The following is a 19,961-nucleotide window of genomic DNA, read 5'->3' as shown; positions in this document are numbered from 1 at the left end:
TTAGGCCACCGCTTTTTCAGTTTGCTGCGCTTTCAGCCAGGCAATCTCTTCTGCCCAGATATCTGGATTAATGGTTTCCAGTATCAGTGGGATGCCGTCAAAACGGTTGTCCTGCATGATCCAGCGGAATGCATCGTGACCGATATTACCTTCCCCTAAGCTATGGTGACGGTCAACGCGGCTGCCAAATGCGCTCTTGGCATCGTTCAGGTGCATACCGCGTAAATAGTTAAAGCCGACAATACGTTCAAATTCAGCGAATGTCTTTTCACACTCGTCAACGGAACGCAAATCGTAACCGGCCGCGAAGGCGTGGCAGGTGTCGATGCAGACGCCGACACGGGATTTATCCTCGACGCCGTCGATGATTGCCGCCAGATGCTCGAATTTAAAACCAAGATTACTGCCTTGCCCGGCGGTGTTTTCAATGACTGCCGTCACGCCCTGAGTTTGAGCAAGGACAATGTTGATTGATTCGGCAATACGCGCCAGGCATTCATCTTCCGGGATCTGCATTAAGTGGCTGCCCGGGTGAAAGTTAAGCAGGGATAAACCAAGCTGCTCGCAGCGCTGCATTTCATCAAGAAAAGCATCGCGTGATTTTTCCAGCGCGTCGCTGACCGGATGACCGAGGTTTATCAGGTAGCTGTCGTGAGGCAGGATTTGCGCAGAAGTATAGTGATACTTCTCGCAGGCAGATTTGAAATCATCAATGATTTCGGTGGTCAGCGGCGCGGCACGCCACTGACGCTGATTCTTGGTGAACAGGGCGAATGCGGTCGCTTCGATTTCTGCGGCTCGAATAGCGGCGTTAGCCAGACCGCCAGCGGCGCTTACGTGCGCTCCAATATATTTCATAAATTAAACCCGCCATACTCAAAAGGGGAGAGTATAGCGGGTTAATGGGGGGGAGTCGTGCTCGTTTATGCCATCAGCGCGTGGATAGCGAGGTTAATCGCGCCACCGCCCACAATCAGCCAGACAAACAGCACCAGTGCCATCAGCAGAGGTTTTGCACCGGCTTTTTTCAGGGCGCTAACGTGAGTGGTCAGCCCCAGCGCGGCCATCGCCATTGCCAGCAAAATGGTATCCAGCGTTACCAGCATGTTCACTACCGACTGCGGCAGCAGGTGGAACGAGTTAAAAATCGCGACCACAATAAACAGGATGGCAAACCACGGAATAGTGATTTTACTTTTTTCTCCGCTGGCCGACGGAGACAGTTGTTTAACACGTGCTGCCAGGATGATGAGGAACGGAGCCAGCATCATGACGCGCAGCATTTTAGCAATGACGGCTGCGTTTTCAGCTTCCGGGGTGATTGCATGCCCGGCAGCAACAACCTGTGCGACTTCATGCATCGTGGAGCCAATATAAATCCCGTAGGTTTCCGGGCTAAACCAGTGCGCCAGTAGCGGGTACATTGCCGGGTACAGGAAGATAGCAATGGTCCCGAAGATAACCACGGTAGCAACGGCGACCGTTACCTTACTGGCTTCTGCTTTCACCACCGGCTCGGTGGCTAATACGGCGGCGGCACCACAAATGCTGCTCCCCGCGCCAATCAGCCAACTGGTGTGGCGGTCCAGACCAAACACTTTCTGCCCAAGGAAGCAGGCAATCATAAAGGTGCTGCTGAGCGTTAACACATCAATCACGATACCGCTGACGCCGACGTCAGCAATTTGCGCGAAGGTGAGGCGGAAACCATAAAGGATGATCCCCAGACGCAGTAAATGTTGCTTGGCAAACAGCACGCCACCGTCACAGCTTTTCCAGATTTGTGGATACACGGTGTTGCCGATAACCATCCCGAATAAAATGGCTAAGGTGAGGGCGCTGAACCCGGCACCTGCGACGGCGGGAATGGAACCTCCCCATAAGGCGGCCCCGGTGATAACTGCACTCAGGGCAAGCCCCGGAATAAAATGCCACACTGTACGACGATGATTCTGTAGGGCGAGTTCAGTCATAACCCCTCCTGAACAATTTGAATGATTTCTTGGCAAAAATTGTAAGGTGAAGTGGCTTAAAAATAAAATTGATTATATATTTATAATTAATCTTTATAAGTGGTAAGCACGGGCTACCCGGTGGAAAACGACTATGCATATCACCCTGCGACAACTTGAAGTTTTTGCTGAGGTACTGAAAAGCGGCTCGACGACTCAGGCATCTGTCATGTTGTCATTGTCGCAGTCAGCGGTCAGTGCTGCGCTTACCGATTTAGAGGGGCAACTTGGCGTGCAACTGTTTGACCGCGTCGGCAAGCGACTGGTCGTTAATGAGCACGGGCGCTTACTCTATCCGCGTGCGTTGGCCTTGCTCGAGCAAACGACAGAAATTGAACAGCTTTTTCGTGAAGATAATGGCGCGATTCGCGTCTATGCCAGTAGCACCATTGGCAACTATATTTTACCTGCCATGATTGCAGGTTACCGGCGGGATTTCCCCGATTTGCCGCTGGAACTCAGCGTGGGCAACAGCCAGGATGTTATCAATGCCGTGCTGGATTTTCGGGTCGATATCGGGCTGATTGAAGGGCCCTGTCACAGTACCGAAATCATCTCTGAACCGTGGCTGGAAGATGAACTGGTGGTATTTGCTGCGCCGTCATCGCCGCTAACCACGGGGCCCGTGACGCTGGAGCAACTTGCGGCTTCGCCCTGGATCCTGCGCGAACGTGGGTCTGGTACTCGCGAGCTGGTGGATTATCTGCTGTTGTCTCATCTACCGAGATTTCAGATGGCAATGGAGTTGGGTAACTCTGAGGCCATTAAGCATGCGGTGCGCCATGGTCTCGGGATCAGCTGCTTGTCGCGTCGGGTTATTGCAGAACAACTGCAGGCAGGAACGTTAAGCGAAGTTCCGGTGCCGTTGCCACGTCTGGTCCGCACGCTTTGGCGCGTCCATCATCGCCAAAAACATCTTTCAAACTCGCTGCTGCGTTTTTTACGTTATAGCGACCAGGTAGAGCAGGTTGAATAAGGCGCTGATGCGTCGTACCTGCAATAAACACCCCATCGTCAACTGAGGGCAATCGTCATACGTTGCCCATTTCTGCTTTACTTATAATCCGCGGCCAGTCATGAAGGTCTCTTATAACAGCGCATTTGTGCCGGAAGAATGCCATTTCGTCTGCTACAATCGCGCCTCATTTTTTGGATGGATAGCATTTTCACATGGTTTCCGAAACTAAAACCACAGAAGCGCCCACGCTACGCCGTGAACTGAAGGCGCGTCACCTGACGATGATCGCCATTGGTGGTTCCATCGGTACGGGTCTTTTCGTTGCATCTGGTGCAACCATTTCTGCGGCGGGTCCTGGCGGCGCGCTGTTTTCTTATATTCTGATTGGCCTGATGGTGTACTTCCTGATGACCAGTCTCGGTGAGCTGGCTGCCTACATGCCGGTTTCCGGTTCGTTCTCTACCTACGGTCAGAACTATGTAGAAGAAGGCTTTGGCTTCGCGCTCGGCTGGAACTACTGGTACAACTGGGCGGTGACTATCGCCGTGGACCTGGTGGCCGCACAATTGGTAATGAGCTGGTGGTTCCCGGATACGCCTGGTTGGATCTGGAGTGCGCTGTTCCTTGGCGTTATCTTCCTGCTGAACTACATCTCGGTACGTGGATTTGGCGAAGCGGAGTATTGGTTCTCACTGATCAAAGTCACCACCGTGATTATCTTCATCGTGGTTGGCGTAATGATGATTATCGGTATCTTCAAAGGTGCTCAACCGGTGGGTTGGAGTAACTGGACGACAGGTGATGCCCCCTTTGCTGGCGGTTTTGCCGCCATGATTGGTGTGGCGATGATCGTCGGCTTCTCTTTCCAGGGGACCGAGTTGATTGGTATCGCCGCGGGCGAATCTGAAGATCCAGAGAAGAACATTCCACGCGCGGTGCGTCAGGTATTCTGGCGAATCCTGCTGTTCTATGTGTTCGCGATTTTGATTATCAGCCTGATTATCCCGTATACCGATCCGAGCCTGCTGCGCAATGATGTAAAAGACATCAGCGTCAGCCCGTTCACGCTGGTATTCCAGCATGCGGGTCTGCTGTCTGCGGCGGCGGTGATGAACGCCGTTATCCTGACGGCGGTGCTGTCGGCGGGTAATTCCGGGATGTATGCATCAACACGTATGCTCTACACCCTGGCATGTGACGGTAAAGCGCCGCGTATTTTCTCTAAACTGTCTCGTGGCGGCGTACCGCGTAACGCGCTGTATGCGACGACTGTTGTGGCAGGTCTGTGCTTCCTGACATCCATGTTTGGTAACCAGACTGTGTACCTGTGGCTGTTGAACACTTCCGGGATGACGGGCTTTATCGCCTGGCTGGGAATTGCAATTAGCCACTATCGTTTCCGCCGTGGTTACGTGTTGCAGGGCCATGATATTAATGATCTGCCGTATCGTTCAGGCTTCTTCCCTCTGGGGCCGATCTTTGCCTTTGTCCTGTGCTTGATAATCACCCTGGGGCAAAACTACGAAGCGTTCCTGAAAGATACCATTGACTGGGGCGGTGTAATGGCAACCTATATTGGTATCCCGCTGTTCCTGATCATCTGGTTTGGCTATAAGCTGACCAAAGGAACCCGTTTCGTTCGTTACAGCGAAATGAAATTCCCGGGGCGCGTGAAGAAATAACAGTATAAAAAGCATAACAAAAACCCCGGCATGATGAGTGCCGGGGTTTTTTATTGCGTCAGACTTAGAAGCTGTAAGTCATGCCAACCGTGTAACGACGACCATCAAGCACGGTGTCATAGGTCTCGTAATCAATCTGTTTATCCAGCACGTTATACACGCCAGCAGTAAGCAGTACATCTTTGGTCGCATAGTAACGCATACCGATATCGACCTGGGTATAGGAAGGGGTGCCTTGCGCCATGGAGGTACGGCTCAGGTATTCTGATGTTTTGCCACGCAGATTCAAACGGCTCCAGAAACCGATATCCTGCGTAGCCTGCCAGTCCAGCGTGGTGTTGAACATATGCTTCGGCATTTTGTTCAACGGCTGGCCCGAGAACTGACCGCTTTTCTGTTCAGATTCAGTGTAGGTATAGTTCGCTGTCCAGTTGATGTCGGAGGTCATCTTCCAACCGAAGGTGGATTCGACACCGCGCATATTGGCTTTATCAACGTTAACCCGATCGCTGACAAAGTCGTAATGAGTGCTGCCAATAGTACAAGCCGGATCGGCACTGCTGTTACAGCGACGGACTTCGGTAATTTTGTTTTTGAAGTCAGTATTGAACAGCGTGACACCCGCATTGAGGTCGTTGCCGTTATCCCACAGCAAACCGATCTCTTCGCTCAGGCTTTTTTCTGGTTTCAGATCCGGGTTGCCGACAATGATACCGTTCAGACGACCGCCACCGGTCACTTGCCCCCAGCTTGCGGATGACTGGCGCAGATCCGGTGCACGATAGCCCGCAGAAACTCCCCCTTTTAAGGTCCACTGATCGCTCAGGTGCCATACGCCATAGCCGCGCGGCGTCCAGTTGTCACCGTAGTTTTCATCTTTATCCATACGCAGACCGCCGGTCAGCGTGAAAGTATCGGTAACCGCCCATTCATCTTCGGCAAACAACGCCCAACTCCAGCGGGTCAATTTGTTCAGACCGTCAGCTGCTTGCAGTTGGTTGCCGTTATCGCGCAGTTTTTCATAACGGTATTGCCCGCCAACTGTCAGGGTGTGCGCCCCGAGGAAGACCTGGTTCTGGTTATTGAAGATCGTGTTGTAGGATTTCATCTGACGACCAGGGTTTTTGGTCTCTTCCTGCTGGACATAGCTGGTGGAGTTGAAATCGTCGTAATAACCGCTGTGGGTTAATGAATACGTTGTGTGTTCATAACGGTTGTAGCTTTTGCTGTTTGGCTTACAAACACCGTTACGGCAGTTTTCTGCCGCCATCGATTCGCCCGGTGTGCTGTTGCGATCCTGTAGTTCATGCGCGACATCGAAGTCGATGTCATTTTTATCATCCGGGGTGAAGTTGAGGGTGAGTCCGCCGTTGCGCAGGCGTTGTTCATTGTAACCATTGACTATCTTATCTTCTCCGCGATGGGAGAACAGCCCGGTCACTTTTGCGCCGAGTAGCCCGTCGATCAGTGGTCCGGACGCGTATGCATTTGTCTGGTAAAGGTCTCCGGAGTCCCGATCTTCCTGGAGGGTGGCATCACCATGCAGGGAGCCGGTCCAGGCTTTAGTATTCGAGACTTTTTTGGTGATCACGTTAATCACGCCGCCCATAGCGTCAGAGCCGTACAGAGACGACATCGGGCCGCGGATCACCTCGATACGCTCGATGGATTCAAGCGGCGGCAGCCAGCCTTGTTCAATACCTGAGTTGTCGCTATTAGGACGTGTGCCGCGGGTGCTGATGCGTTTACCGTTGACCAGGAAGAGCGTGTATTGCGAAGCCATACCGCGAATACTGATATCGCTGCTGCTCCCCCCGCCGGTGACGACGACGCCAGGGACGTCTTTCAGTGCATCGGTCACATCGCGATACGCTTTATCTTCGATCTGTTGCTTGGTAATAACCGAAATGGAGGCGGGGGCATCCTGAATTTTTTGCTCAAACCCGGTGGCGGTGACGACCACGGTATCCTGGTCGGCGGCATAGACGAGTGATGGGAGACTCGCGACGCATACTGCGGCGGCTACAGCCTTAACGTGAGGTATAGTCATTTGTATCATTCCATTTAAATGAATCTAACTACGTGTCATGTGAAAGGCCATGACAATTGTATGTATTTGTCTTTTAAGGACTCTTTTCAGTAAAGAAGCGGGGGGATTGTACAAAAGTATGAATTTTTGTAAACACAAATGATAATAGAAATCATTTGTGTTTGATGTGTTTAGCATGGAAAATCTTTTTAATTCAGAGGGATAGTGGTGAAATAAAAAAGGAGAAAAAGTGAAGGAATGATGGAGAAATGAAGAGGGCTGACGCCCTCACTCAGGCGTTACTTCAGCAAATATTGGGCGTGGAAACGCAGATGATCTTCAATAAATGATGCAATGAAGTAGTAGCTATGATCGTAACCCGGCTGAATGCGTAATGTCATCGGCCATGCGGTTTGACGGGCCGTTTCGGCCAGCACTGCGGGTTGCAGTTGATCGGCGAGAAACTGATCGCTATCCCCCTGATCAATAAGCGTTGGGATCGCATCTGCGGGTTTACTGGCCAGCATCAGCGCACAGCTGTCCCATTCCGCCCACCGTGATTTATCCTCACCCAGGTAGGCGCTAAAGGCTTTCTCACCCCACGGTACGCGACATGGATTGACGATGGGGGCGAAGGCAGAAACGCTGGTGTATTTGCCAGGGTTTTTCAGTGCCATGATCAGTGCACCATGCCCCCCCATAGAGTGCCCGCTGATGGCGCAGCGATCGCTGACGTTAAACTGTGACTGAATGAGTGCCGGCAACTCGTCACGCATATAGTCATACATGCGAAAATGTGAGACCCACGGTTGTTGCGTGGCATTGAGATAAAATCCGGCACCCTGGCCTAAATCGTAGCCTTCATCATTGGCGACCTGTTCGCCACGCGGGCTGGTATCAGGCATCACCAGAACGATGCCCAGTTCAGCCGCAATACGTTGTGCTCCGGCTTTAGTGGTGAAGTTTTCATCATTGCAGGTCAAACCTGACAGCCAGTACAGCACCGGAGGTGGGGTGTTATCCCGGGGGGGTGGAAGAAAAATACTGAAGGTCATGGTGCAATTTAGCGTGGTGGAGTCATGACGCCAGCGTTGTTGCCAGCCTTCAAAACAGCGGTGCTCTTCAAGCATTTCCATGCGTGGCTCCTTGTTGTGTTGAACCTGAATGTGTTTGCGAACTCACCATAATACAGATTATTCATTGCACTGTGAGTAACTTTCACTTCCGCATTGAGCAAACATACTTCATCATCTATATAACTTTACATTAACACTCGAATTCACCCGGTTGAACGACATATGAAATCTGTGTGCTAAAAGGCAGCACCAATTTCAATAATTATCGCGGTGAATACTGGATTATGTGCGCCGCCTCACGCACAATGTTCTGGCTGTGACACAGCCTAAAAACTTTGCCCCACGCAGGGCAGAGGCGCCCCACCTGCAGGAGAAAAAGAAATGTCATCACTCAGTAAAGAAGCGGCACTGGTTCATGAAGCGCTGGTCGCGCGTGGTCTTGAAACACCACTACGCCCGCCTGTGCAAGAGATGGATAATGAAACGCGCAAACGTCTTATCTCCGGTCATATGACCGAGATTATGCAATTGCTCAATCTTGATTTGAGCGATGACAGTCTGATGGAAACGCCACATCGCATCGCTAAAATGTATGTCGATGAGATTTTCTCCGGCCTCGATTACGCCAACTTCCCGAAAATCACCGTCATTGAAAATAAGATGAAGGTTGATGAGATGGTCACGGTTCGCGATATCACGCTGACCAGCACCTGCGAACATCACTTCGTAACGATTGATGGCAAAGCGACGGTGGCCTATATCCCGAAAGATTCGGTCATCGGTCTGTCGAAGATTAACCGCATTGTGCAGTTCTTCGCTCAGCGCCCGCAGGTCCAGGAACGCCTGACTCAGCAAATTCTCACCGCGCTGCAAACGTTGCTCGGGACGAATAATGTGGCGGTTTCAATTGATGCTGTGCATTACTGCGTGAAAGCGCGTGGTATTCGTGATGCGACCAGCGCTACCACCACTACCTCGCTTGGCGGATTGTTTAAGTCCAGCCAGAATACGCGTCAGGAATTCCTGCGCGCCGTACGTCACCACAACTGATCAGGGCAGGGGCCATGGAGCGTAATGTCACGCTGGATTTTATTCGTGGCGTCGCCATCCTCGGCATCCTGCTTCTAAATATTAGCGCCTTTGGTCTGCCAAAGGCGGCCTATCTGAATCCTGCCTGGTACGGCAACATTACCCCGTCAGATGCCTGGACCTGGGCCGTGCTTGATCTCTTCGCGCAGGTGAAATTCCTCACGTTATTTGCGCTGCTGTTTGGCGCGGGTCTGCAGATGCTGCTACCGCGAGGCAAACGTTGGATCCAGTCACGACTCACTTTGCTGGTTCTGCTGGGGTTTATTCACGGTTTGCTGTTCTGGGATGGCGATATCCTGCTGGCGTATGGCCTGATTGGGCTGATTTGCTGGCGGTTGGTTCGCGATGCCCCTTCCGTCAAAAGTCTGTTTAATACCGGCGTGTTGCTCTATCTGGCGGGCGTTGGTGTGCTGTTGCTGCTGGGATTTATCTCCGGAAGTGAGACCAGTCGGGCCTGGACACCGGATGCTTCTGCGTTGCTGTATGAGAAATACTGGAAGGTGAACGGCGGTATGGAAGCGGTCAGCAATCGCGTAGATATGATGTCCAATAGCTTGCTGGCGTTGGGTGCGCAGTACGGCTGGCAACTGGCGGGGATGATGCTGCTGGGCGCGGCATTGATGCGCAGCGGTTGGCTGAAAGGGCAGTACAGTTTGCAGCACTATCGACGTACCGGCGCGTTATTGGTCATTATTGGGATGGCGATTAACCTGCCTGCTATCGTTGCGCAGTGGCATCTGGACTGGGCCTACCGCTGGTGTGCTTTCCTGTTACAAGCCCCGCGAGAGCTGGGCGCGCCGTTGCAGACCATTGGTTACGCTGCGCTGATGTTCGGTTTCTGGCCGCAGCTTAGCCGTTTAAAATGGGTCATTGCCATAGCCTGCGTTGGGCGCATGGCGCTAACCAACTATTTGTTACAAACCTTAATTTGCACCACGCTGTTTTATCAATTCGGCTTATTTATGAAATTCGACCGGCTGGAGTTGCTGTATTTCGTCATTCCGGTCTGGGCCGTTAACCTGCTTTTCTCCGTCATTTGGTTGCATTTTTACCGGCAAGGCCCGGTAGAATGGCTATGGCGTCAATTAACCCTGCGTGCGTCAGGGACATCATTACCGCGAACATCCAGATAACGATCTGGATCACATTCATTAACAAAATGGATGTAAGCGCTTTCATTCCTGTGACATCACTCACGCAGTCCGTTTCGTTGTGCTGACAAAATACCCAGCCTGGGGTGTCTGCGGGTAACCGCATCTTAAACAGGGTAGTGAATATGGTAACCATCCGTGATGTGGCACGACAGTCTGGCGTTTCTGTCGCGACTGTTTCCCGCGTACTGAACAACAGCGCGCTGGTGAGTCCCGATACGCGTGAAGCGGTAATGAAGGCGGTCACTCAGCTCGGCTATCGACCGAATGCCAACGCGCAAGCGCTGGCGACGCAGGTGAGCGACACGATTGGCGTTGTGGTGATGGATGTTTCAGACGCATTTTTTGGCGCGCTGGTCAAGGCCGTGGATATGGTTGCTCAACAGCATCAGAAGTACGTCCTGATTGGCAACAGCTACCATGAGGCTGAAAAAGAACGTCATGCCATTGAGGTACTGATTCGTCAGCGTTGTAACGCACTGATTGTTCACTCGAAAGCGTTGAGCGATCGCGAGCTGGCCGGGTTCATGGATCAGATCCCTGGCATGGTGCTGATCAACCGCATTGTGCCGGGCTATGCGCATCGTTGCGTCTGTCTGGATAATATTAGCGGGGCTAAAATGGCAACCCGTATGCTGCTGAATAATGGGCATCAACGTATTGGTTACCTGGCATCAAGTCACCGCATTGAGGACGATGCAATGCGTAAAGAAGGGTGGCTAAGTGCCCTGAAAGAACAGGGGGTTACCCCGGCAGACAGTTGGATAGGTACCGGTTCACCGGATATGCAGGGCGGAGAGTCCGCAATGGTGGAACTACTGGGACGTAACCTGCAACTGACGGCAGTCTTCGCTTACAACGACAATATGGCCGCTGGCGCGCTGACCGCGCTAAAAGACAACGGCATCGCCATTCCATTACATCTATCTATCATTGGTTTCGACGATATTCCTATCGCACGTTACACTGACCCGCAGCTGACAACGGTGCGCTATCCCATTGCTTCTATGGCAAAAATGGCCACTGAGCTTGCGCTACAAGGCGCGGCGGGAACGCTGGATCCTGACGCAACACATTGCTTTATGCCGACGCTGGTGCGACGTCATTCTGTGGCTTTGCGGCAGAATGCGGCACCGATCACTAACTGATAATGTCGGGCTATGTAACCGCTTTCAATATGTGAGTAAATTCACAGTATCTTAACAATGCGATAGCTATGATGACACTGTTTGCTGCGCTGTAACTACTATGTAACGGTGAATAATCACTTTCATCGAGGTATAGGCGTCTTAAACAACAATTAAAGCCTGTTTTTGGAGCGTTGCCAGACACGGAAGAAATATTTTTAAAAGTGAGCTTCGGCGTTCAGTAACACTTCAGTAACGTTCTGCCTGCCGAGCATTTATCTCAAGCACTACCCTGCATAATAAAACCGGAGATACCATGAATAAGAAGGTGTTGACCCTGTCTGCTGTAATGGCAAGCATGTTATTCGGCGCGGCTGCGCACGCTGCTGATACCCGCATTGGTGTGACTATCTATAAATATGACGATAACTTTATGTCCGTGGTACGTAAGGCTATTGAAAAAGATGCCAAAGCGGCGCCGGATGTACAGTTGCTGATGAATGACTCGCAAAACGATCAGTCCAAACAGAACGATCAGATTGATGTGTTGTTGGCAAAAGGCGTTAAAGCACTGGCTATCAACCTGGTTGACCCGGCAGCAGCAGGAACGGTCATTGAAAAAGCACGCGGTCAGAACGTACCGATTGTGTTCTTCAACAAAGAGCCTTCCCGTAAAGCGCTGGACAGCTATGACAAAGCCTATTATGTCGGTACCGACTCTAAAGAGTCCGGGATTATTCAGGGTGACTTGATTGCCAAGCACTGGGCCGCTAACCCGAACTGGGATCTGAACAAAGATGGCAAAATTCAGTTTGTTCTGCTGAAAGGCGAACCGGGACACCCGGATGCCGAAGCTCGTACGACCTACGTAATTAAAGAGCTGAACGATAAAGGCATCAAAACTGAACAACTGCAGTTAGATACTGCAATGTGGGATACCGCTCAGGCGAAAGATAAGATGGATGCGTGGATGTCCGGTCCTAACGCAAACAAAATCGAAGTGGTTATCGCCAACAACGATGCGATGGCAATGGGCGCAGTTGAAGCGCTGAAAGCACACAACAAAACCAGCGTCCCGGTATTTGGCGTCGATGCGCTGCCTGAAGCCCTGGCTCTGGTGAAATCTGGCGCTATGGCCGGTACCGTGCTGAACGATGCAAACAACCAGGCGAAAGCCACCTTTGATCTGGCGAAAAACCTGGCTGATGGCAAAGGCGCGGCAGACGGCACCAACTGGAAAATTGAGAACAAAATTGTTCGCGTTCCATATGTAGGTGTCGATAAAGATAATCTGGCCGAGTTCACCAACAAATAAATACTCCGTCTGTGGGCGCAATTTCATTGCGCCCTTAATTGCGCACTCTGCAAGGCCAACAAGGTATAATTATGGTCAGCACTAATACTCAGTCGTCAGGCGAATACTTGTTGGAAATGAGCGGCATCAACAAGTCCTTTCCCGGCGTTAAGGCTCTTGATAATGTCAATTTAAAAGTCCGCCCACATTCTATTCATGCTCTAATGGGCGAGAATGGCGCTGGAAAGTCAACATTATTAAAATGTCTTTTTGGGATCTATCAAAAAGATTCCGGTAGTATTTTATTTCAGGGTAAAGAAATCGATTTTCATTCTGCTAAAGAAGCGCTTGAGAATGGTATTTCAATGGTACATCAGGAATTAAACCTGGTATTACAACGTTCTGTAATGGATAACATGTGGCTGGGGCGCTATCCCACCAAAGGTATGTTTGTCGATCAGGAAAAAATGTATCGCGATACCAAAGCGATTTTCGATGAACTGGATATTGACATCGATCCGCGTGCGCGCGTTGGAACATTATCTGTTTCGCAAATGCAGATGATTGAAATTGCGAAAGCATTTTCGTATGACGCCAAAATCGTCATTATGGATGAACCGACCTCATCGTTAACCGAGAAAGAGGTTAATCACCTGTTTACCATCATCCGTAAGCTGAAAGAGCGTGGGTGCGGGATTGTGTATATTTCTCACAAAATGGAAGAAATATTTCAACTGTGTGATGAAATTACCGTGCTGCGTGATGGTCAATGGATTGCGACCCAGCCGCTGGAAGGGTTGGACATGGATAAGATCATCGCCATGATGGTCGGACGCTCACTGAACCAACGTTTCCCGGATAAAGAGAACAAGCCGGGAGAAGTGATTCTGGAAGTGCGTAACCTGACTTCTCTGCGTCAGCCGTCGATTCGTGATATCTCTTTTGATCTCCATAAAGGGGAAATTCTCGGCATTGCCGGCCTGGTTGGCGCGAAACGCACCGATATTGTTGAAACGTTGTTTGGCATTCGTGAGAAATCATCGGGCACGATTACGCTCCACGGCAAAAAAATCAATAACCACAGCGCGAATGAAGCGATTAACCATGGTTTTGCGCTGGTCACCGAAGAGCGTCGCTCAACCGGTATTTATGCCTATCTGGACATTGGTTTTAACTCGTTAATCTCCAATATCCAGAACTATAAAAATAAAGTCGGCCTGCTGGATAATTCCCGCATGAAGAGCGATACCCAGTGGGTAATTGACTCGATGAGGGTAAAAACGCCAGGGCATCGTACGCAAATAGGTTCGCTTTCTGGTGGTAATCAGCAAAAGGTGGTCATTGGCCGTTGGTTGTTAACGCAGCCTGAAATCCTGATGCTGGATGAACCTACACGCGGTATCGATGTCGGCGCGAAATTTGAGATTTATCAGTTGATTGCTGAACTGGCGAAAAAAGGAAAGGGGATCATTATTATTTCCTCTGAAATGCCGGAGTTGTTAGGTATTACCGATCGTATTCTGGTGATGAGCAATGGCCTCGTCGCTGGAATTGTTGAAACCAAAACCACAACGCAAAACGAAATCCTCCGTCTTGCGTCTTTGCACCTTTAAGATTAGGGGCTCCTCATGAGTGCGTTAAATAAGAAAAGTTTTCTTACTTATCTGAAAGAAGGCGGAATTTACGTTGTTCTTTTGGTTTTGCTTGCGATTATTATTTTCCAGGATCCCACTTTCTTAAGTTTACTGAACCTGAGTAATATTCTGACGCAATCCTCGGTGCGTATTATTATCGCATTGGGCGTAGCCGGGCTGATTGTTACCCAGGGGACCGACCTGTCTGCAGGGCGTCAGGTCGGGCTGGCGGCGGTTGTGGCGGCAACCCTGCTGCAGTCGATGGAGAACGCCAACAAGGTGTTCCCGGAAATGGCGACGATGCCAATCATCGTGGTGGTGCTGATTGTCTGCGTGATTGGTGCCATTATCGGTCTGGTGAACGGTATCATCATTGCTTATCTGAACGTGACGCCATTTATTACCACCCTCGGTACGATGATTATCGTTTACGGGATCAACTCCCTGTACTACGACTTCGTCGGCGCATCGCCAATTTCTGGCTTTGACAGCGGGTTCTCAACCTTTGCGCAGGGCTTTATTGCGCTGGGCAGTTTCCGACTCTCCTACATTACTTTCTATGCCTTGATTGCCGTGGCCTTTGTATGGGTGCTGTGGAACAAGACCCGTTTTGGTAAAAATATTTTCGCTATCGGCGGTAACCCTGAAGCGGCGAAAGTGTCCGGGGTAAACGTCGCGCTGAACCTGCTGATCATCTATGCGTTGTCTGGCGTGTTCTATGCTTTTGGTGGTTTGCTCGAAGCTGGGCGTATTGGCTCGGCGACCAACAACCTCGGCTTTATGTATGAGCTGGATGCGATTGCCGCGTGCGTGGTTGGCGGCGTGTCGTTTAGCGGCGGGGTAGGAACCGTGTTTGGCGTGGTGACCGGTGTGATTATCTTCACCGTCATCAACTACGGTCTGACCTACATCGGCGTGAACCCTTACTGGCAGTATATTATCAAGGGCGGCATCATCATCTTCGCGGTCGCGCTGGATTCACTGAAATACGCGCGTAAGAAGTAATCGTACAATGTAAAAAGCCCGGTGCAGCGCAATCTGCACCGGGCTTTTTTATCTGCGTTACAACGTTAACGCATGTTCTTTCTCTCCGGGTTTAAATTTCACCTCGCCCAGATCAATACAGGCTACCGGGCAAACGTGACCGCACAATAAGCATCCCACACATTTTTCCGTATTGCAGTGCGGTGTACGGGTTTCCTCATTCCATTCCATCGCCTGATGCCCACCGTCGTAACATGAGATGTAGCAGCGCCCACAGCCAACGCATTTATCCAGATGGATGTTCGGATAAACGATGTAGCTACGGTCAAGCTCCTCGGCGGGGATGATATTACTATTAGCAAGCCCCACCATCTCCTCCAGTGAGTCAAACCCTTGATCGGCGAGGTAATGTGACAGTCCGCTGATCATGTCCTCCACAATCCGATAGCCATACTGCATGATCCCGGTGGTCACCTGCAGCGTGGCCGCGCCTAACAGTAAAAACTCGGCGGCATCTTCCCAGGTCTCAATTCCCCCGATGCCGCTAATCGGGAAATCGCGCAGTTCGGGATGCGTGCGCAACTGTTGGATAAATCGCAGGGCGATAGGCTTGACGGCCTTGCCGGAGTAGCCGGAAATACTGGATTTACCGTTGACGACCGGCATCCCGATTTTCCTGTTCAGGTCGATATTAGTGATGGATTTAACCGTATTGATGGTCGCGATACCGTCCGCACCTCCGCGTTTTGCCGCCAGCGCCACTTCACACATATCACCAATATTCGGCGTCATTTTAGCCAGCATTGGCAGAGACGAGCCGCGTTTCACTGCCCGACAATATTTTTCAACCAGCTCAGGGCTTTGTCCTACATCGCTGCCCATAGCATGCGAGGTCATTTGCGGGCACGAGAAGTTACACTCGATCATGTCGGCACCTGCCTCTTCAACCAGGCGGGCCAGTTCCTGCCACTGTTCTTCGTTTTCACCCATGATCGACGCAATCAGGACCTTATCCGGGTAGTCTTGTTTCAGTCGCCGAATAGCAGCCAGATTCTCCTCCAGCGGATGCTCGGCAATTTGCTCCATGTTTTTGAAGCCAATAAAGCCGGTATCTTCTTTGGTCAGATGGTCAAAGCGCGGGGAGACTTCATTGGCAATAAAGAACCCGATCGTTTTAAAAACAATGCCGCCCCAGCCGCTATCATAGGCTTTGGCGCACATCTCATAGCAGTTGCCTACCGGAGAAGAAGAGAGGCAGAACGGGTTGGGAAATTTGACGCCGCAAAAGGTAATAGAAAGATCTTTCGTTAACATGAGCAAGCTCCCTCTAAATAGTGATGAATGGCCTGAGCGGCTTCTTTTCCGGTTTTCACGGCGTATACAACGGTTTTATCGCCTTTAACAATATCGCCCGCGGCAAACATAACCGGATCGGCGGTTTGGTAATTGTGCGTATCGATAAGATTGCGCTGTGGCTTTAACGCGGCAAAATCATCAAGCTGCGCATGTTGACCGACGGCAAGAATAATATGTTCGGCTTCAAGCGAGAGTTCTCCTGGCAGGCGTACGTGCTTAAAGGTTACGCGATTTCCACTAACCGCCACAGGCGTGAAACCGTCAATAATTGATACCCCTAATGCCTGGGTGCTGTTGAACTCTTTGTCGCTGGCAGGGAATTCGGCTAGTTCTTCACGCGCGACACAGGTGACGGACGGGCAGCCCAGCAGTTTCAGTGTACTGGCGACATCCATCGCCACATCGCCGCCGCCGATGATCAATGCACTTTTTGCGACGGTAATATCGCCGCTGGCTTGTCGGGCGCGCTGCAGGAAATCGACGGCAATTTCAACGTGATTCGCTCTCTCAAACAGAGGTAACGTTGAACCATAAGACATCCCTACGGTAACCAGTACAGCGCGATATTCAGCTTTGAGTTGCTCAATGGAAAGGGCATGGCCAACTTCGCAATTGCACGTGATGGTCACGCCCATTTCAATGATTCGGGCAATTTCAAGATCCAAAACCGATTGCGGCAAACGAAACTCAGGGATGCCATAGCGCAACCAGCCACCTGGCTGAGCCTGTTTTTCGAAGATGGTGACGTCATAACCAAGATTGCTCAGCGTTACGCTGGCCTGTAATCCTGCCGGACCTGCACCGATAATGGCGACCTTACCCAGCGTTTTTGTTGCCGGCTGATAGATTTTCATCGCGGTTTGCTGTTCAAAATCGGTAATAAAGCGCTGCAGACGCGCGATATCGATAGGTTTATCAATTCCTGAACGCGTACACCCGCGCTGGCATAATTTTTCGGTTGGGCAAACTCGAGCGCACACCGCACCGAGCGCATTATTTTCGCGGATAGTTTCGGCTGCGCCTTTAAAATTACGGAAATAAATGGAGCGAATAAATTTCCCCGGGTCGGTTTGCGCCGGGCAATCCTGGCTACAAGGGGCATCGTGACATAATAAACAGCGGGAAGCCTCTTTTATGGCTAATAAAGGGGTAAAAGCAGGCGTGAGCTCATCCAGATAATTTTGTTGTGGCATATTTTCTTCCTTAATGCTTGAGTAAATTAAGGCAAACCGTTAATAACAAAATATAAAAAGTGAAAGGCTATTCTTAAGGCTAAGCACTGCAGGAAGAGTATTCTGTGAAAGGATTCACAAATAGAAGATAGTTTGAGGGAAATGCTGGCGGGCAGCATTAATCCCTTATATTGAAATGGTAACCATTATCATAATATTAGCTATTCTCAAGTGCTAATATAACGGTAATCTCTTTAGCGATAAAAGACTAAATAAATAACCATACCGAAAGATAAACATCCGCATCCGGCATAAACTAATACATAAGACCAGAACTGTAATGGGGCTTCATTCCGGTAGGCATAAATCGGCTCACGCGCATTCTTCTTAATTTTATCTACCGCGCCAGTACGCCAGCCTTTCCAGGCTTCACGGAAACAAAAGAGGGGAATGAGCAGAAAGGCCAATACGACGAAGAGAGTTTGTACATCCATGCTTATTTTCCTTGTTTCTTTTGTAATTCGAGTAATTGTTCTGCAGTGACTGCCGGATATCCCTGAGCATCGTCAGGTACCTGATGCATGGTCGGGATGGGCACCAGCGGACCTAAAAAACGTGGCTCGCGTTTAAAAAGGTAGAGATCGGCCAGCGCACCAAAGCGAGCACCGAATTCGCGCACCCGCACGGTAAGCATATCTTTTGGCGAAGGTACCGCATAACACTGGGCCTGAATCCCCATATGTAGCGCAATAAACAACGCTCGCTCACAGTGGAATCGCTGGGTAATGATGATGAAATCGTTGGTATCGAATACTTTGCGGGTGCGTACAATCGAATCAAGCGTACGGAATCCTGCGTAATCAAGCACGATGTCAGCGGGATCGACGCCCGCGGCAATCAAGTCTTTACGCATCGTCATCGGTTCGTTATAGCTTTGCTGCGCGTTGTCGCCGCTAAGTAGCAGATAGTTTACTTTGCCGCTGTTATACGCATTTAATGCGCCCTGAATGCGGTAGCGATAATACTGATTGATGACGCCGGTACGGTAGTATTTTGCCGTGCCGAGGACAACGCCAACCTGACGGTAGGGGAGATCCTGTAATTCGTCATAGATGTAGGGGGCCGTCTTCCAGCTCATCCATCTGTCGAGTCCAAGCACAGTCAACAGCAGCAAGCCTACCAGGACTAACAGGCTGTAAAACACGCGCTTTAACATGCAGAAAACTCGTTATTTGGATGGAATTTCAATCAGGCTACTGTACCCAACGGCGGAGCGCAAGAAACAGCAGTCTGATTGAGGGGATTTTAGGCATTCTGCGTATTGCCGGATGGCGGTGTAAACACCTTATCCAGCCTACGAACTGGCGTTATTGAAACCATTAACCGAGTAGTACGCGCTCGATATTGTCGCAGCCCAGCGCATTCAGAGTGGCAGATGTCGCGTCCCACTGGATAAGCGCCGCATCCGCTTTTTCTGCCAGCACCGCACGTTGAATGTCCGGATAGTCGTAACCGTTCAGACTCAGCAGGTTTAATGCACCCTGCAACGGTGGCAGCGTTGGGTTGAAGGCGGCGTTTTCAGCATAACTGCCGCTGAAAATTTGACCATCCTTACACTCCAGCGCCACGCCGCTCGGGGATTTGCTGTACGGCATGTGGCATCTGTTGGCGGCGGCAATCGCCGCCTGGGTCAGCGCATCGCCTTGCAGCGCGAAGCCGTGATCCTGGTCATCCATCAACAGCGTTTTGATGTCGAGATCTTTTGGCCCAAAAGCGTCCGGCAGATAGTCGCGTAGTGCGTGTGGTTCACGCCCAGGCAGGTGAATACGTAAATCCAGTCCGCTGTTCAGCTCATTCATAAACTGACGGCAGTGCCCGCAAGGGGTGTAGTTGACGGTAATCGCAGCGAGTCCTTTTTCGCCACGTAACCAGGCATGGCTGATGGCGCTCTGCTCGGCGTGAACGGTTTGCTGCATTGTGGCACCAAGAAACTCCATATTCCCACCGAAATACCAGGTTCCGCTGATACCTCGTGAGATTGCGCCAACGTTGAAGTTGGACAGCGGAGTACGCGCGCAGGCCGCAGCTAAAGGCAGCAGAGCGAATGCCAGCGCGTCTTCGTCCAGTCCCGATTCACGTTTCAGCAAAGAAACCTGCTCAGCCGTCAGCATGGCGGGGAAATGTACATCCGCCAGAATAGGGGCCAGGGCTGATTGCAAGTTATCCGCGAGTTGGGCAAAAGCAGTTTGAAAACGTGGATGCATGGCGTTGCCTCATAACAATGTAATGGAACCGTAGTTTACGGGCCTGATAGGGCTTTATATGTAATCCAAATCTCATTGTTTATGCAACTAATGAAACTTAAATGAAAAATGTGCAACGCATCGCAAATAAACA

The 19,961-nt window shown here is 50.8% G+C and carries 17 protein-coding genes; 8 read left to right on the top strand and 9 right to left on the bottom strand.

The features are described from left to right. The gene (gene nfo, locus OGY19_RS06400) at positions 1-858 is read right to left on the bottom strand and encodes a deoxyribonuclease IV (protein ID WP_048211163.1); all 858 of its coding nucleotides are present in this window, start codon (positions 856-858) and stop codon (positions 1-3) included. A gap of 65 nt (positions 859-923) precedes the next feature. Next, positions 924-1,973: a YeiH family protein gene (locus OGY19_RS06395; protein WP_121584818.1), complete on the bottom strand. Its 1,050-nt coding sequence runs from the start codon at positions 1,971-1,973 to the stop codon at positions 924-926. A gap of 133 nt (positions 1,974-2,106) precedes the next feature. Here OGY19_RS06395 and yieE point away from each other — a divergent pair, with 133 nt between their 5' ends. After that, a complete protein-coding gene (gene yieE, locus OGY19_RS06390) occupies positions 2,107-2,988 on the top strand; it encodes a DNA-binding transcriptional regulator YeiE (RefSeq protein WP_048211165.1) in 882 nt (293 codons plus the stop codon). Positions 2,989-3,182: 194 nt separating this feature from the next. Beyond that, positions 3,183-4,652, top strand: a complete 1,470-nt coding sequence (gene lysP, locus OGY19_RS06385) for a lysine-specific permease (protein ID WP_115601777.1) — start codon at positions 3,183-3,185, stop codon at positions 4,650-4,652. Positions 4,653-4,716: 64 nt separating this feature from the next. Here the strand turns inward: lysP and OGY19_RS06380 are convergent, their stop codons facing one another. Further along, positions 4,717-6,702 (bottom strand): ligand-gated channel protein, encoded by a 1,986-nt coding sequence (locus OGY19_RS06380; RefSeq protein ID WP_115601778.1) that lies wholly within the window; start codon positions 6,700-6,702, stop codon positions 4,717-4,719. 278 nt (positions 6,703-6,980) lie between these two features. After that, positions 6,981-7,817: an S-formylglutathione hydrolase gene (gene fghA, locus OGY19_RS06375; protein ID WP_115601779.1), complete on the bottom strand. Its 837-nt coding sequence runs from the start codon at positions 7,815-7,817 to the stop codon at positions 6,981-6,983. A gap of 321 nt (positions 7,818-8,138) precedes the next feature. Between fghA and folE the strand changes: the two genes are divergently transcribed. The 6 genes from folE to mglC all read left to right on the top strand — a co-directional run bounded on the left by folE (position 8,139) and on the right by mglC (position 15,057). Next, a complete protein-coding gene (gene folE / locus OGY19_RS06370) occupies positions 8,139-8,807 on the top strand; it encodes a GTP cyclohydrolase I FolE (RefSeq protein ID WP_003027410.1) in 669 nt (222 codons plus the stop codon). 14 nt (positions 8,808-8,821) lie between these two features. Beyond that, entirely contained in the window at positions 8,822-9,979 is a 1,158-nt protein-coding gene (gene yeiB / locus OGY19_RS06365) for a DUF418 domain-containing protein YeiB (protein ID WP_061068164.1), read from the top strand. Positions 9,980-10,122: 143 nt separating this feature from the next. Next, positions 10,123-11,145 (top strand): HTH-type transcriptional regulator GalS, encoded by a 1,023-nt coding sequence (gene galS / locus OGY19_RS06360; RefSeq protein WP_061068163.1) that lies wholly within the window; start codon positions 10,123-10,125, stop codon positions 11,143-11,145. A gap of 295 nt (positions 11,146-11,440) precedes the next feature. After that, the gene (gene mglB / locus OGY19_RS06355; protein ID WP_003027399.1) at positions 11,441-12,439 is read left to right on the top strand and encodes a galactose/glucose ABC transporter substrate-binding protein MglB; all 999 of its coding nucleotides are present in this window, start codon (positions 11,441-11,443) and stop codon (positions 12,437-12,439) included. 71 nt (positions 12,440-12,510) lie between these two features. Next, positions 12,511-14,031, top strand: a complete 1,521-nt coding sequence (mglA, locus tag OGY19_RS06350) for a galactose/methyl galactoside ABC transporter ATP-binding protein MglA (RefSeq protein WP_048211171.1) — start codon at positions 12,511-12,513, stop codon at positions 14,029-14,031. Between the two features lie 15 nt (positions 14,032-14,046). Then, the gene (gene mglC / locus OGY19_RS06345; RefSeq protein ID WP_003027393.1) at positions 14,047-15,057 is read left to right on the top strand and encodes a galactose/methyl galactoside ABC transporter permease MglC; all 1,011 of its coding nucleotides are present in this window, start codon (positions 14,047-14,049) and stop codon (positions 15,055-15,057) included. 57 nt (positions 15,058-15,114) lie between these two features. On the opposite strand, the gene preA is transcribed toward mglC, so the two are convergent. From preA to cdd, 5 genes are all read right to left on the bottom strand, one after another. Next, positions 15,115-16,350, bottom strand: a complete 1,236-nt coding sequence (preA, locus tag OGY19_RS06340; protein WP_061068161.1) for an NAD-dependent dihydropyrimidine dehydrogenase subunit PreA — start codon at positions 16,348-16,350, stop codon at positions 15,115-15,117. Beyond that, positions 16,344-17,585 carry an NAD(P)-dependent oxidoreductase gene (locus tag OGY19_RS06335; protein WP_115601781.1) on the bottom strand — a complete coding sequence of 414 codons (1,242 nt, stop codon included), beginning with the start codon at positions 17,583-17,585 and terminating at the stop codon, positions 16,344-16,346. The genes preA and OGY19_RS06335 overlap by 7 nt, the downstream gene beginning before the upstream one ends. A 233-nt stretch (positions 17,586-17,818) precedes the next feature. Further along, positions 17,819-18,058: a DUF2542 family protein gene (locus tag OGY19_RS06330; protein WP_115601782.1), complete on the bottom strand. Its 240-nt coding sequence runs from the start codon at positions 18,056-18,058 to the stop codon at positions 17,819-17,821. Between the two features lie 2 nt (positions 18,059-18,060). After that, a complete protein-coding gene (gene sanA, locus OGY19_RS06325) occupies positions 18,061-18,780 on the bottom strand; it encodes an outer membrane permeability protein SanA (RefSeq protein ID WP_048211175.1) in 720 nt (239 codons plus the stop codon). A 163-nt stretch (positions 18,781-18,943) separates the two neighbouring features. Further along, positions 18,944-19,828 (bottom strand): cytidine deaminase, encoded by an 885-nt coding sequence (gene cdd, locus OGY19_RS06320; protein ID WP_005129196.1) that lies wholly within the window; start codon positions 19,826-19,828, stop codon positions 18,944-18,946. Between the last annotated feature and the right edge of the window lie 133 nt (positions 19,829-19,961).

Source organism: Citrobacter sp. Cy070 (assembly GCF_030332245.1).
Taxonomy (GTDB): Bacteria; Pseudomonadota; Gammaproteobacteria; order Enterobacterales; family Enterobacteriaceae; genus Citrobacter; species Citrobacter youngae.
This window is presented reverse-complemented; position numbering and strand designations above follow the sequence as displayed.

Excerpts from the sequence above, each read along its gene's own strand:
- nfo (WP_048211163.1), bottom strand. The coding sequence starts at position 858 with ATGAAATATATTGGAGCGCACGTAAGCGCCGCTGGCGGTCTGGCTAAC.
- OGY19_RS06395 (WP_121584818.1), bottom strand. The coding sequence starts at position 1,973 with ATGACTGAACTCGCCCTACAGAATCATCGTCGTACAGTGTGGCATTTT.
- yieE (WP_048211165.1), top strand. The coding sequence starts at position 2,107 with ATGCATATCACCCTGCGACAACTTGAAGTTTTTGCTGAGGTACTGAAA.
- lysP (WP_115601777.1), top strand. The coding sequence starts at position 3,183 with ATGGTTTCCGAAACTAAAACCACAGAAGCGCCCACGCTACGCCGTGAA.
- OGY19_RS06380 (WP_115601778.1), bottom strand. The coding sequence starts at position 6,702 with ATGACTATACCTCACGTTAAGGCTGTAGCCGCCGCAGTATGCGTCGCG.
- fghA (WP_115601779.1), bottom strand. The coding sequence starts at position 7,817 with ATGGAAATGCTTGAAGAGCACCGCTGTTTTGAAGGCTGGCAACAACGC.
- folE (WP_003027410.1), top strand. The coding sequence starts at position 8,139 with ATGTCATCACTCAGTAAAGAAGCGGCACTGGTTCATGAAGCGCTGGTC.
- yeiB (WP_061068164.1), top strand. The coding sequence starts at position 8,822 with ATGGAGCGTAATGTCACGCTGGATTTTATTCGTGGCGTCGCCATCCTC.
- galS (WP_061068163.1), top strand. The coding sequence starts at position 10,123 with ATGGTAACCATCCGTGATGTGGCACGACAGTCTGGCGTTTCTGTCGCG.
- mglB (WP_003027399.1), top strand. The coding sequence starts at position 11,441 with ATGAATAAGAAGGTGTTGACCCTGTCTGCTGTAATGGCAAGCATGTTA.
- mglA (WP_048211171.1), top strand. The coding sequence starts at position 12,511 with ATGGTCAGCACTAATACTCAGTCGTCAGGCGAATACTTGTTGGAAATG.
- mglC (WP_003027393.1), top strand. The coding sequence starts at position 14,047 with ATGAGTGCGTTAAATAAGAAAAGTTTTCTTACTTATCTGAAAGAAGGC.
- preA (WP_061068161.1), bottom strand. The coding sequence starts at position 16,350 with ATGTTAACGAAAGATCTTTCTATTACCTTTTGCGGCGTCAAATTTCCC.
- OGY19_RS06335 (WP_115601781.1), bottom strand. The coding sequence starts at position 17,585 with ATGCCACAACAAAATTATCTGGATGAGCTCACGCCTGCTTTTACCCCT.
- OGY19_RS06330 (WP_115601782.1), bottom strand. The coding sequence starts at position 18,058 with ATGGATGTACAAACTCTCTTCGTCGTATTGGCCTTTCTGCTCATTCCC.
- sanA (WP_048211175.1), bottom strand. The coding sequence starts at position 18,780 with ATGTTAAAGCGCGTGTTTTACAGCCTGTTAGTCCTGGTAGGCTTGCTG.
- cdd (WP_005129196.1), bottom strand. The coding sequence starts at position 19,828 with ATGCATCCACGTTTTCAAACTGCTTTTGCCCAACTCGCGGATAACTTG.